This is a genomic window from Aquaspirillum serpens DSM 68 (genome assembly GCF_000420525.1).
GTDB lineage: Bacteria > Pseudomonadota > Gammaproteobacteria > Burkholderiales > Aquaspirillaceae > Aquaspirillum > Aquaspirillum serpens.
In genome coordinates, this window is sequence record NZ_ATVC01000035.1 from 1 (window position 1) to 12,715 (window position 12,715).

The 12,715-nt window shown below is 50.0% G+C and carries 12 protein-coding genes; 7 read left to right on the forward strand and 5 right to left on the reverse strand.

Going from position 1 to position 12,715, the window contains the following annotated elements; genetic code table 11:
- Positions 1 to 616: RNA-guided endonuclease InsQ/TnpB family protein (locus G465_RS14020; protein WP_022653963.1), on the forward strand; the 616-nt coding region annotated here is incomplete at its 5' end.
- 147 nt (positions 617 to 763) lie between these two features.
- On the opposite strand, the gene astD is transcribed toward G465_RS14020, so the two are convergent.
- From astD to G465_RS0108025, 3 genes are all read right to left on the reverse strand, one after another.
- Positions 764 to 2,194: a succinylglutamate-semialdehyde dehydrogenase gene (gene astD / locus G465_RS0108020; RefSeq protein WP_022653964.1), complete on the reverse strand. Its 1,431-nt coding sequence runs from the start codon at positions 2,192 to 2,194 to the stop codon at positions 764 to 766.
- A gap of 13 nt (positions 2,195 to 2,207) precedes the next feature.
- Positions 2,208 to 2,342, reverse strand: coding sequence for a hypothetical protein (locus G465_RS16365; protein ID WP_281166780.1), 135 nt, complete (start codon positions 2,340 to 2,342; stop codon positions 2,208 to 2,210).
- 78 nt (positions 2,343 to 2,420) lie between these two features.
- Entirely contained in the window at positions 2,421 to 4,082 is a 1,662-nt protein-coding gene (locus G465_RS0108025; RefSeq protein WP_022653966.1) for a SulP family inorganic anion transporter, read from the reverse strand.
- Positions 4,083 to 4,302: 220 nt separating this feature from the next.
- Between G465_RS0108025 and G465_RS0108030 the strand changes: the two genes are divergently transcribed.
- Positions 4,303 to 5,307: a lectin-like protein gene (locus tag G465_RS0108030; protein WP_022653967.1), complete on the forward strand. Its 1,005-nt coding sequence runs from the start codon at positions 4,303 to 4,305 to the stop codon at positions 5,305 to 5,307.
- Positions 5,308 to 5,364: 57 nt separating this feature from the next.
- On the opposite strand, the gene G465_RS0108035 is transcribed toward G465_RS0108030, so the two are convergent.
- Positions 5,365 to 6,495, reverse strand: coding sequence for an aminotransferase class V-fold PLP-dependent enzyme (locus tag G465_RS0108035; RefSeq protein WP_022653968.1), 1,131 nt, complete (start codon positions 6,493 to 6,495; stop codon positions 5,365 to 5,367).
- A 97-nt stretch (positions 6,496 to 6,592) separates the two neighbouring features.
- Here G465_RS0108035 and ispF point away from each other — a divergent pair, with 97 nt between their 5' ends.
- The 5 genes from ispF (at position 6,593) to G465_RS0108065 (ending at position 11,243) form a co-directional block, all read left to right on the forward strand.
- Complete coding sequence (gene ispF / locus G465_RS0108040) at positions 6,593 to 7,102, forward strand: 2-C-methyl-D-erythritol 2,4-cyclodiphosphate synthase (RefSeq protein WP_022653969.1); 510 nt, start codon at positions 6,593 to 6,595, stop codon at positions 7,100 to 7,102.
- A gap of 56 nt (positions 7,103 to 7,158) precedes the next feature.
- Positions 7,159 to 7,821 carry a ribose-5-phosphate isomerase RpiA gene (rpiA, locus tag G465_RS0108045; protein WP_022653970.1) on the forward strand — a complete coding sequence of 221 codons (663 nt, stop codon included), beginning with the start codon at positions 7,159 to 7,161 and terminating at the stop codon, positions 7,819 to 7,821.
- A 141-nt stretch (positions 7,822 to 7,962) separates the two neighbouring features.
- Entirely contained in the window at positions 7,963 to 8,664 is a 702-nt protein-coding gene (phoU, locus tag G465_RS0108050) for a phosphate signaling complex protein PhoU (protein ID WP_022653971.1), read from the forward strand.
- Between the two features lie 151 nt (positions 8,665 to 8,815).
- On the forward strand, positions 8,816 to 10,303 hold the full coding sequence (gene ppx, locus G465_RS0108060) for an exopolyphosphatase (protein WP_022653972.1): 1,488 nt from the start codon (positions 8,816 to 8,818) through the stop codon (positions 10,301 to 10,303).
- 244 nt (positions 10,304 to 10,547) lie between these two features.
- Positions 10,548 to 11,243: a hypothetical protein gene (locus G465_RS0108065; protein ID WP_022653973.1), complete on the forward strand. Its 696-nt coding sequence runs from the start codon at positions 10,548 to 10,550 to the stop codon at positions 11,241 to 11,243.
- Between the two features lie 64 nt (positions 11,244 to 11,307).
- Here G465_RS0108065 and G465_RS0108070 read toward each other — a convergent pair whose 3' ends face one another.
- Positions 11,308 to 12,399 (reverse strand): hypothetical protein, encoded by a 1,092-nt coding sequence (locus G465_RS0108070; protein ID WP_022653974.1) that lies wholly within the window; start codon positions 12,397 to 12,399, stop codon positions 11,308 to 11,310.
- Positions 12,400 to 12,715 lie beyond the last annotated feature (316 nt).

Consider the following 12,715-nt stretch of genomic DNA (forward strand, 5'->3'; position numbering starts at 1 on the left):
AATCCCAACGCCAACCGGCGGCATGGTTGGTATCGATATGGGGATTGCGCGTTTTGCTACTTTGAGTGATGGCTCCTTTGTCGAACCGATCAACAGCTTCAAACGCCATCAAGACGCGCTGCGAAAAGCGCAACAAGCCTTGAGCCGCAAAGTCAAATTCAGCCGCAACTGGCTCAAAGCAAAAAAGAAGGTCCAAAAGCTGCATCAGCGTATTGCCAACATCCGGCGTCATTTCCTGCATCAAACTTCAAGCTACATCAGCAAAAACCACGCGATCGTGTGCATTGAAGATTTGCAGGTAAAAAATATGTCCAAGTCAGCGGAAGGGAAAAATGTTCGGGCCAAGTCCGGCCTGAACCGTTCCATCCTCGATCAAGGTTGGGGTGAGTTCCGGAGGCAGTTGGACTACAAACTAGCGTGGAACGGCGGCCATCTCATCGCCGTACCTCCACAAAATACCAGCCGCACTTGCCCAAGCTGTGGTCATATCTCGGCTGAAAACCGCCAAACACAAGCGCAGTTTCAATGTGTGCAATGCGGCTATGAAAACCACGCTGATGTTGTCGGTGCGATTAATGTTCTAAAACGCGGCCAAGCTATCTTAGCTGCCGCATAAGTCACAAAAAGGGCAGGACTTGCCCTGTTCGCCTGTGAAGTGAGCGGTGCAGCAATGCCGCCAGCAGCAGGAACCCACCGAAGCGACTTTAGGCTGAGTCAGCCCAAAGCGCCGTAGGAATCCCCGTTCTTTAGGGCGGGGAGGATGTCAAAGTGAGATGCCAGGCGGTAGCGTGGGTGGTAGGGTTAACTGTGCGCTTTCCAACCCAGCCACCGGATACGCACAATAATCTGCCGCGTAATACGCACTCGGACGGTGATTACCAGACGCACCGATGCCGCCAAATGGGGCGGCGCTGGAGGCACCGGTTAAAGGTTTATTCCAATTCACAATCCCTGCCCGCGCTTGTTGCCAAAACAACTCAAAACGATCCGCCGCATCAGAGAGTAAACCAGCCGCTAAACCAAAACGGGTGGCATTGGCTAATTTGATGGCCTGTTCAAAAGAAGACCAACGCTGCACTTTCAGCAATGGGCCAAATTCTTCATCATCCGGTAACTCAGCCACCGCACTGACATCGAGTATCCCTGCCGATAATAAAGCAGTCCCAGCAGTGACAGATTGCATCGGCAATAACACGGTGGCACCACGCGCCAGCCAATTTTGCTGTGCCTGTAAAAGCTGTTCCGCCGCTGCGAGGGAAATCACCGCCCCCATAAATGGCGCAGGCTGATCGTCCCACGCCCCAACGCGCAACCGCGCTGCCACATCGACCAAACGCTGTAAAAAACGGTCGCCAGCTTCACCCTGCGGCACCAACACACGGCGGGCGCAGGTACAACGTTGACCGGCAGATAAAAACGCCGACTGAATCACCATCACAAGCGCGGCATCCACATCAGCAATATGGTCTGCATCGACAATCAGCGGATTATTCCCCCCCATCTCCAATGCCAAGATTTTGTCTGGTTGGCCGGCAAATTGGCGATGGAGAGCCAAGCCGGTTTGTGAGCTTCCGGTAAAAAACAATCCATCGAGTTGTGGATGAGCCGCTAATGCCATCCCCGTTTCTTTACCGCCGAGGACCAGTTGTAACACCCCAACAGGTAAGCCAGCCTGTTGCCAAATTTCAGCAGTCAACACCGCTACCGCCGGTGTCAATTCGGAAGGTTTGAATAACACACAATTCCCAGCCAACAGGGCAGGGACAATATGACCATTTGGCAGATGAGCAGGAAAGTTATAAGGGCCAAACACTGCCACCACACCATGTGGACGATGGCGCAACGTGGCGCGGCCACCGTCTTGTGGGGTGATTTTTTCCCCCGTACGTTCGTGATAAGCGGCCACCGAAATCGCGACTTTGCCAATCATCGATTGCACTTCAGTCAACGCTTCCCAATATGGTTTGCCAGTTTCACGGCTGATACATTCTGCAACCGCTTCTCGGCGAGCAGTCAACCCAGCGGCAAATTGCTCTATCACAGCGATTCGTTCAGCCAACGACCATCGGCGCCATACCTCAAACAGTGTTTTGGCGACGGCCACAGCACGATCAATCGCCTCGCTATCGGCGGCCGGTCCTTGCCAGATAATCTCCTGTGTAACGGGGTTGCGAGAAATGATGAGTTCAGACATCGGCTTTATCCTTTTAATGTGTCGCAGTGCTCGCCGACAACGGCACCACCCGTACCGTATCGCCAACGTCAATCTGTAAATTTTGTCTTTGTGCTGCTGTCAAAGCCAAGGTATCCACCAGCGGTTGCTCACAGGCCACCAGCATCACGCGGAACTCAGAATAAAAGTTTTTTACGCATAATGAAAAGCAAAATTGGAATATCAGCAGTTATTTTATTCCATGGACTTAAAAATGGGGTTGCACATGTAATAACTCACGGGCGCGCTCAAGCGCGGCAGCTAAATCAGGTTGCAAATTCCGTTCCCCCATCTGTAAGGCAATTCGCGAGTGGATCAACATTTCTGCCGTTTCGCCACCAGCCCCACATAACACCAGTGTTTTTCCTGCTTCCGTGAAATGTTGATGTAGTGCAGACAACGCCAGCAAACCAGTGGTATCCAATAGCACCAGACGATGTAATTGCAAAATCACTACGGAAGCGTCGCCGCTGCGCTCTAACAGGTCATCTAAACGATCCACCGCCCCAAAAAACAGCGCACCTTCCACCCGAAACGCAATACAGCCGGTGGGAATGTCTTTACCCGCAATCGAGTGGCGTTCAAACACATAGCCATATTCTGGCGACAGTTGTTGCACCGAGGTACTGCTTGCCATGCGTTGGATAAAGAACACCGCCGCTAATAACATGCCAATTTGCACCGCTACCGTGAGGTCGAATACCACGGTTAGCACAAATGTCATCACTAAAACAATCGTGTCTTGTTTCGGGAATTGCGCGGCTTTACGGATGTCCCAATCACCCATTTTCAAACCGACGGCAATCAAAATAGCGGCTAAAGCTGCCAGTGGTATGTATTTAGCCAAAGGCGCGGCCACTAACACCACCACTAACAATAAACCAGCGTGAACAATGCCGGCGATCGGCGTTTTGCCGCCGTTTTGGATATTGGCTGCGGTGCGAGCAATCGCCCCTGTCGCCGGAATCCCGCCAAAAAACGGCACCACCATATTGGCAATGCCCTGTGCTAATAACTCTTGATTGGAGTCGTGATGATCGTGGGTTTGGGCATCCGCCACTACCGCGCACAGTAATGACTCAATCGCCCCTAATAAAGCGATGGTAAACGAGGGCAACAGCAGGTCTGACAGATTAGCCAAATCTAAGGTCAACATTTGGAACTGTGGCAAGCCTTGCGGAATACCACCAAAGCGGCTACCAATCGTTGCTACCGGCAAATCCAGCACCAGCACTAACACACTGGCGATCACCAATACCACAAACGGCGCCGGTAAAAACTTCCCCCACTTTTTCGGCCACAGCAAAATCAAAGCCAGACAAGCACTCGATAACAACAGTGTGGTTGAATCAAAATCGACAATATGTTGTTCAAGAGTTTGCAGCGTGGCAAAAAAGCCGGAAGGCATGGTAACGGTTAAGCCAAGAAAATCTTTTAACTGCGTCAGTAAAATCAGGATGGCGATGCCGTTGGTGAAGCCGGTAATCAATGGCATGGGAAAGAATTTAATAATCTGCCCCATTCGCAGCAGCCCCATTGCTACCAACATCACCCCCGCCATGAAGGTACAAATCAGGAGGTTTTGTAAACCATAGCGCGACACAATCGCGTACAGAATGACAATATAAGCACCGGTCGGGCCACCGATACAAACTCGGGTACCACCGAGGGCGGAAATGAGGAAACCGGCAATGATGGCGGTGAAAATACCAGATTGCGGCGAGACACCGGAGGCAATCGCAAATGCCATGGCCAGCGGCAGGGCGACAATACCCACGGTAGTGCCGGCAAAAAGATCATTGCGAAAAGCTTGGCGATCATAGCCACGCAGCGTGTCCCACAAACGAGGCCGAAAAGCAAACCAACTCATCACACCCCTCCGCTAATAGAAAGGCCGACAAGCCTAACGCATTTAGCATGAAGGTGACAAATTGTTTCAAGTCTAATGGTCTAATGTCCGTCGATGACTAACAAATTGTTACCGCCCTAGGGTGTTTTTAGACGTTTATAGTAGGTATGGTTATCCTCCCACATAATATGCTATCTTCTTTATGCATAAGAAAAATTTTTCTGTTAAGAAGAGGTGAAGCATGACGTATCAGTTTTCTTATGGTGGCCACAGCTACGAGTTAGTGTCCACTGCTAAAACGTGGACTGAGGCGAAGACGGCGGCCGAGGCAAGCCAAGGCTATTTGGCGATGATTGAATCACAGGCCGAAAATCAGGCAATTGTGAATGCCATCAGTGCCTTAAACCTGTCCTTTCCCACCGCAGAGGATGGTGGCGGGGCGGCTTATGTATGGCTTGGCGCCAGCGACCGCGTGACCGAAGGGAATTGGCTGTGGGTTAATGGCAGCAATGTCAGCAGTGGCTATCAAAACTGGGGCAAGGGCAGTTTGGGCACCGAACCAGATGACTTTGGTGGTGCTCAAGACAGTTTGGCCTTGGGCATGGGCAAATGGCCAGCGCCCACAGGGGGGATTGGTGAGTTAGGCCAATGGAACGATGTCAACAGTGATAACAAACTGTATTACTTAGTTGAGAAAAATAGTACCAGCACCGTGCATACTGGTGGGTCAGGTATCGATAGCAAAACCTTTAGCAAAGCGTTTTCTCAGTACACAGTAACACGCGACGGTACAACACTGACGGTTACCAGCAGTGAAAGCACAGAGAAACTGGTGTCGTTTGAACGATTGGTATTTGCCGATCAAAAACGCGCTTTTGACCTTGATGGCAATGCAGGAACTGTCGCCAAAATTCTGGCGGCGACGTTTGGTGCCGAATCGGTCAAGAATGCTGGGTATGTTGGCATTGGCTTGAAGTTCTTAGACGAAGGTGGCAATGCAACCCAACTGGCAAAATTGGCAATTGATGCACGAGTTGGCGTGAATGCAAGTGCTAAAACGGTGGTAGAAACCTTGTATTTTAATGTTGTCGGTACCGCGCCTTCAGCTGCAGACCTCAATCATTTCCAAGGACTGTTAGACAGCGGCGCCCACAGCGCAGCTAGCCTGACTTTATTAGCCAGCGATGTGGCCAGCGGTAAAATTAACCTCACCGGATTGGCACAAACAGGCTTAGAATTTGTGTAATTCCAACTAGCGCAACCAAAAAGAGGATGTCATGGTGACATCCTCTTTTTTTCATGCTTACAAACCTGCGGCACTAAACCCTTGTTCTAACCTTGCTACGGCTTGTTCTGGTGCATGGAGCTTATCTAAACCAAACAGGCCAATGCGGAAAGTCCGGAAGTCAGGGCCTTCATCACATTGCAACGGCACCCCTGCGGCAATTTGCACCCCCGCGGTGATCAGCTTTTTACCTGTTTGAATGTCAGGGTCGGTGGTGTAACTCACCACGACACCGGGAGCTTGGAAACCTTCGGCCGCAACACTGGGAAAACCACGGGCCACTAAGAAAGCGCGCACCTGACGACCCAATTCTTTTTGCTCTTCGCAAACCTTAGCAAAACCATAGGCCTCAGTTTCTAACATCACATCACGGACAGAAGCCAAAGCATCCGTTGGCATCGTCGCATGATAAGCATGGCCACCTTGTTCAAAGGTTTCCATGATTTGTAGCCATTTTTTCAGATCACAGGCAAAACTTGTGCTTTGTGTGGCCTCAATGCGCTGGCGGGCGAGTTCGCTTAACACCACAAAACCGGCACATGGCACCCCACTCCAGCCCTTTTGCGGTGCACTGACCAGCACATCCACACCCGTTGCCGCCATATCAACCCAAACCGTCCCCGATGCGATACAGTCCAACACCATCATGCCACCCACGGCATGTACCGCATCCGCGACGGCTTTGATGTAGCTATCTGGCAAGATCATGCCGGATGAGGTCTCAACATGAGGTGCAAACACAACAGCGGGACGTTGTTCGGCAATCGTTGCCAGCACCTCTTCTAGCGGAGCAGGCGCAAACGGCGCTTGTGCCCCTTCACCTTGTTGTCGGGCTTTTAAGACGGTACAAGAGGAAGGGATCGAACCGGCTTCAAAAATTTGCGTCCAACGGTAACTAAACCAGCCATTACGAATCACCAAACACGGTTGGCCAGTCGCAAACTGCCGCGCCACCGCTTCCATCGCAAACGTACCGCTACCCGGCACAATCACTGCGCTGTGGCCGTGATAGACTAATTTTAAAATACGAGCAATATCACGCATCACACCTTGAAAGCGTTGTGACATGTGATTCAAAGCACGGTCGGTATACACCACAGAATATTCCAGCAAACCATCTGGATCGGGATGAGGCAATAGAGCAGGCATGAGATCTCCTAAACGCTTCAATAAAAGCGTTAAGCATAACGACAAGCGCGCAGCCTTGCTAGCGGCAGCTTGGTGATAAAACAGAAAGGTGAAAAAAATGAGTTTTAGAATTGGACAAGGATGGGATGTGCACCGGTTGGAAGTTGGTCGCCCGCTGATTCTTGGTGGTGTCCACATTCCCTATGAAAAAGGCTTGGCTGGACACTCGGATGCCGATGCGCTGTTACACGCCATCACCGACGCGCTGTTGGGCGCAGCAGGTTTAGGCGATATTGGACGACATTTCCCAGATACTGACGCAAAATATGCCGGTATGGATAGCCGCATTTTATTGCGCGAGGCATATCAGCGTGTGTTGGCGGCTGGCTGGGTTTTAGCCAACCTCGATTCAACGATTATTGCACAAGCGCCAAAAATGGCCCCACATATTGGACAGATGCGAATCAATATCGCCGCCGACCTCGGTGTTGAGCCAGAACAAGTGAATATTAAGGCCAAAACCTCGGAAAAACTCGGCCATTTAGGTCGTGGAGAAGGCATTGCCGCTGAGGCAGTGTGTTTATTAACCGCAAAGCCACGCCCAAGCTTACAGCGCAAAACACAATAAGCTGCCGCTTGTGGGATAATTGGCTAATAGTCGCCCGTTCACTCAGGAATAATGTCATGGATCAAAATACGCTCAAACGCAACGCTGCCCTAAAAGCTCTCGATTTTCTGCCCGAGAAGCCGTCTATTATTGGCGTTGGCACCGGTTCAACCGTCAACTATTTTATTGATGCTCTGGCACAACAACGCGATCGTATCGATGCGGCCGTGTCAAGCTCAGTCGCCAGTACCGAACGCCTCAAAGCAGCTGGAATTCAAGTATTAGAGTTAAATGCCGTGGGTGATATCGCCCTCTATGTCGATGGGGCAGATGAAATTAACCATCACATGCACATGATTAAAGGGGGTGGCGGTGCATTGACCCGTGAAAAAATTGTGGCAGCCGCTGCAGAGACCTTTGTGTGTATTGCCGATGAATCAAAATACGTCAGCAAATTGGGAGAATTTCCTGTCCCTGTTGAAGTGATTCCAATGGCGCGTAGTTTGGTAGCGCGACATTTGGTCAAACTCGGCGGTCATCCTGAATGGCGGCAAGGGGTGGTAACGGATAACGGCAATGTGATTTTAGATGTTCACGGCTTAGATATTCAAAAACCGGTGGAAATGGAAGAAGCCATCAACCAGATTCCCGGTGTCGTGTGCTGTGGTATCTTTGCCCGCCGACACGCAGATGTGCTGTTGTTAGGCATGGCCGATGGCAGTGTAAAAGAGTATAAATAAACCAAAACGCACCAAACAGCGCGGGCGCAACGTGGTCGAGCAAAATTTTTGCTGCAATTCGTCAGGATTGTCACGTTTTCGTCATAGCATCCTGCTAGGGTAACGCGTTACTTTCCCCTGAATCCACACGGAAACGTTACGATGCCTGAACACATTTCTAAACAGTTCGATCTCGAACTGGAATCCATTCGCACCCGCGTGTTACAGATGGGCGGCTTGGTTGAACAACAAATTCGCAATGCTATCGATGGCTTGGCCCGTGCCGACCGCGATACATTAGAGCGTGTGATCGAAACCGATGCCCAAGTCAACTCAATGGAGATTGGCTTGGATGAGGAATGCCAGCTCATCATTGCACGCCGCCAACCTGCCGCCGTTGATTTACGGATGGTGTTGACGGTGATTAAAACCATCACCGATTTAGAGCGTATTGGCGATGAAGCGCAAAAAATCGCCCGCATGGGTCGTCTGATTCTCGATGCCGATCGTGTGCATGTGCCGCGCTTGCGTGAAATTCATAAAATGGCAGAAGTCGCGCTTTCCATGCTACGTCATGCTTTGGATGCCTTTGCGCGCTTGGATGTCTCGGCAGCGATGGATGTTGCTAAGCAAGATCGCTATCTGGATGAAGACTTCAGCGCCAGCTTGCGCCAGCTGATTACCTTTATGATGGAAGACCCGCGCACCATCTCAATGTCAATCGACACGCTCTTTATCAGCAAAGCGATTGAACGTATCGGCGATCATTCAAAAAATATCGCTGAATATGTCGTCTATTTGGTTAAAGGCAAAGACATTCGCCATTTAGCCATTGAAGATGCTGAACGTGCCGCTGGCCTATAATATTTTGTCGTTGATCGACCAGTTGTAGCGAGAAACGGGCGGCATTCAGTCGCCCGTTTTGTGTTTATTTACCAACCTTTTTGATAGAAAACGTGCCGTACCTTGTCAGCCTAATGATCAAGCCGTTTTCTCAGTGCAGGAGCATAACAGGGTGAATCAGCCGCATTTTCAAACCCTTGCTGCCGTTGATCTCGGCTCAAATAGCTTTCGCTTACAAATCGCCCGTATCGTGGACGATCAGATTTATACCCTCGATAGTCTGAAAGACACCGTCCGTCTTGGTGGGGGGTTGACCGAAGACAACTATCTGGATGAAACCACCCAAGAACGCGCATTAGCTTGTTTAGCTCGCTTTGGCGAACGCTTACGGGGTTTTAACCCTGATGCAGTGCGTGTTGTTGGCACCAATACCTTACGGGTCTCTAAAAATGCCACGGCCTTTATCGCCCAAGCCGAAGCATTATTAGGTTTCCCAATTGAAATTATTGCTGGTCGTGAGGAAGCGCGACTGATTTACCTCGGCGCCGCACACAGCCTGCCTAGCAGCCGTGAAAAGCGCTTGGTGGTGGATATTGGCGGTGGTTCGACCGAGTTTATTATTGGCAGTGGACACAAAGCCCTCCGCACCGAGAGTTTAACCATGGGCTGTGTCAGCTACAGCCGCCGTTTTTTCCCCGATGGCAAAATTGGCAAAGCCCAATTCCGTGAAGCAGAAGCCGCTGCCGGCAATAAAGTACAAACCCTAGTCCATGAATTTGCTCAGGCCCATTGGGACCAAGCCATTGGCACTTCTGGAACAGCCCGTTCGTTGCGCGATATTTTAGAAGCCAATGAAATCAGTGATGGCGAAATTACCCTCGCTGGGATGGAGTGGTTGAAAGAGCAACTCATAGATGCTGGGCATATCAAAAACGTCAGTATCGAAGGACTGCGAGCAGAACGGGTACCGGTCATTTCAGGTGGCTTAGCGGTGATGTTGGCCGTCTTCCAAGGTTTAGGCATCGAACAGATGCAGGTTACCGATGGTGCACTACGCGAAGGGGTGTTGTATGACATGCTGGGCCGTCATCATCATCGCGATATGCGCGAAACTACCGTAACCCAATTCAAACGGCGCTACCATGTCGATCTGCCACAAAGTCAGCGTGTCGCCACTTTGGCATGCCGCTTTGCCATGATGTTAAATGATGGCACAGTCAGTGATTTAGAGCGGATGAAACGGATTGAATGGGCAGCCAAGCTCCATGAAATCGGTCTGTCGATTGCTCACAGCAGCTATCACAAACACTCGGCTTATATCGTTGAACAAGCTGATATGCCCGGCTTTTCACGGCGCGAGCAAAAACATCTGGCGTTTTTGGTGGTCAGCCATAAAGGTTCACTCAGCAAATTGTTAAACTGGGACATTGGTGAGATTGATTGGCCAGCGGTATGTGCATTGCGTTTAGCAGTGATTTTCTCACGCAGCCGCAGCGACTTAACCTTGCCGGATCATATCGGCCTCACATTTGACGGCAAACGATTTAGTCTGTCTTTACCAGAAGATTGGTTAGAACAAAATCCCCTGACGACCAGTGCGCTACGTCAAGAAACGCAGTATTGGAAAGGTGTTGGCATGGCGTTGGCGATTAACGCTTAACCGACTCCACCCCATCGTAGAACCATGAACCATCAAGTCCCTAACCGTTTGCTTAGGGACTTTTTTTATCCCCAAAAAATAACAAGCCTCGCTTTGATTACCCATATAGACTTAATTTCTGGTATTCCAAAAAAATTTTAGCCTGAATCAAAATCCAGATTGCTCACTATGGTACAGTACAGAATGAAGGCGTTGTTGAATTTTAATTGATACAACTGTTTGATTTAATAGGGAGATTATTACCATGAGCGCAACCACCCATCTCGCCAAATTTGGCGTCAGCCTGAATGCAGCAAAACAGTTTCTTTTAGACAACCTATCACAGCCAGCACAGATTCACAGTGTGTGTAAAGAATTCGGTGTGACTAATGCAATGATCGCCGAGATTGTGGGCGTATCAGAGAACGATGTGGTCGGCTTCTTCTCGAGTCGAGGGCTCAATGCAGCGGAGCTTAACGGCACCAGCCAACCCACCACAACCACATCGGTTCTGAGCAATTTCCCTGCCACCTTGAGCAGTCTCATCACCTACAACACCAATAGCGGCACACTGTCTACCGAATCTTTACGGGCGGATATCGTCAGCAAAGTGGGACAAGCCAATTACAATACCGCATTTGGCAATTCCACCGATGCAGAGTCACAAGCTTTTGGGACTTTGATTCGTATTATGAAGTCGATTGATATAAACGAACCCATGCAAATCAGCAGCTTTGTCATGCAAAATCAAGCTGGCTTTGCCGCACAAGACCCAACTGTATTAAACAACTATCTGAATTTAATGGGGAATATCTACTCCACCCCCGCCAATCCACAACTCATTCCCGACACGGTCATCCACACCTCATTGGTCAATACTGTTACCCAGATGATTCAAGTTGTCGGATCAGGGCAGTCGGTTGATTGGAATGGTGTATTTGCAGGCTTTAGCGGTTTCTAATTTTTGCATACTCAGCAAAAAAGCCGCCCTCATTAGGCGGCTTGGTCAACATCACGGTAAAAGATCAATGCACTTCGACTTGTTGTGCCTCGGGATCCACGCTACTGATAAAGAAAGGAACGCCATTGACTTCATTGGCTTGGATACCCGGGATTAAGCGGACATCGCTTACTTGACATTCTTTCATCAGTGCCGAGAAATTCTCAACAATATGGGGCACAGAATCCAAAGCCGCCAAGGGCCAAGCATAGGCAGCCATGTGTTTTGCCTCACCCGGGGTGCTGATGGTGAAACGCAATTCGCCGCCTTCGTGCGCACTGGCAATCGCCACAATTGGCAAATTATGTTCACGCAATTTGCGAATAATGCCACTGGCAAACACCTGCATATTCACTTCTAAGCGGAAAGCTGCCCCCTGACGCAAGGCCTCTGGTAATACTTGAGGTTGAATCGGGATTGGGAATAAGGTCACTTGTGGGTGATGTAATTGGGTTTTGAGTTGCTGCATCACTTCCATTGCCCACGCGCCATGACTTTGTGGCCGCAAGACCGGCGGTGCGCCAGCAGGCTGCATCGCAATCCCTAACACATAGCGAACAAACACCGCCTCATCTTTCGCGGGTACCGGCGCCGGCAAACGTTCAAACGGCAAACCAAGCTCCACATCGTCAATTGTCTCAGCGTAACGATATAAGTCGGGCATGCTAATCGCCGCCAATGATTCTGGGTGGAGCAATTCGGGGAACAGATGGCAAACGGCATCTTCAGCAATTAAACCGTGCCGCTGCAACGTTGCCAACATACTGGCCGTATCAGTCAACGCACCTGAGAGCGTCGTAGCTTCTTTACTACCTACCACCAAAATCACCGGCAACGCAAACACCACCGCCGTTTGGCGACCATCCGGCAATTGACTTAGTACATCACACAGTGCGTGCCACAGGGTTTTATAGGCATCTTGTGAGGACGCAAATTGTAGGGCCAGCGCCAGCGATTGTTGGTCACGCATCATCAATGTTTCTGCCACTGCCATCTGTAAGCGTTGCTGAGCAGCCGGCTGTTCAGCCTCAGAAGCAGTTAACACCGTTGCGACTAAATCGAGTAGACCATTTTTGGGTGGGGTTAATACACTGGGACGGGGATCAGGCAACATCATAGCGACAGGTTCTCACAAGCAAGATAAACAAAACGGTGATTGTCGCACAAAGCTTTATACACCGCAGGAACAGGTGAATTTTCGTTACATTTCGTTTCCGAACTGAAATATGGTCTATTTTTCGACATTTATTTATATTTTTGATTCATTCCGAACAATCGAGGTTGACATTGCAGTGCAGCATAGCCATAATACGCATCATTGAGACGCAGCGATTGCTTCTTGATAGTTTCTCCTCTATTTCTCCTTTGTAGATTCAGCCCAAGTCCTCACCGACTTGGGCTTTTTTTTATCTTTTTATCATCAGTAAAATCAT

What these genes read in the sequence shown, in the direction of transcription:
- astD (WP_022653964.1), bottom strand. Translation starts at nt 2,194, where the DNA reads ATGTCTGAACTCATCATTTCTCGCAACCCCGTTACACAGGAGATTATC.
- G465_RS0108025 (WP_022653966.1), bottom strand. Translation starts at nt 4,082, where the DNA reads ATGAGTTGGTTTGCTTTTCGGCCTCGTTTGTGGGACACGCTGCGTGGC.
- G465_RS0108030 (WP_022653967.1), top strand. Translation starts at nt 4,303, where the DNA reads ATGACGTATCAGTTTTCTTATGGTGGCCACAGCTACGAGTTAGTGTCC.
- G465_RS0108035 (WP_022653968.1), bottom strand. Translation starts at nt 6,495, where the DNA reads ATGCCTGCTCTATTGCCTCATCCCGATCCAGATGGTTTGCTGGAATAT.
- ispF (WP_022653969.1), top strand. Translation starts at nt 6,593, where the DNA reads ATGAGTTTTAGAATTGGACAAGGATGGGATGTGCACCGGTTGGAAGTT.
- rpiA (WP_022653970.1), top strand. Translation starts at nt 7,159, where the DNA reads ATGGATCAAAATACGCTCAAACGCAACGCTGCCCTAAAAGCTCTCGAT.
- phoU (WP_022653971.1), top strand. Translation starts at nt 7,963, where the DNA reads ATGCCTGAACACATTTCTAAACAGTTCGATCTCGAACTGGAATCCATT.
- G465_RS0108065 (WP_022653973.1), top strand. Translation starts at nt 10,548, where the DNA reads ATGAGCGCAACCACCCATCTCGCCAAATTTGGCGTCAGCCTGAATGCA.
- G465_RS0108070 (WP_022653974.1), bottom strand. Translation starts at nt 12,399, where the DNA reads ATGATGTTGCCTGATCCCCGTCCCAGTGTATTAACCCCACCCAAAAAT.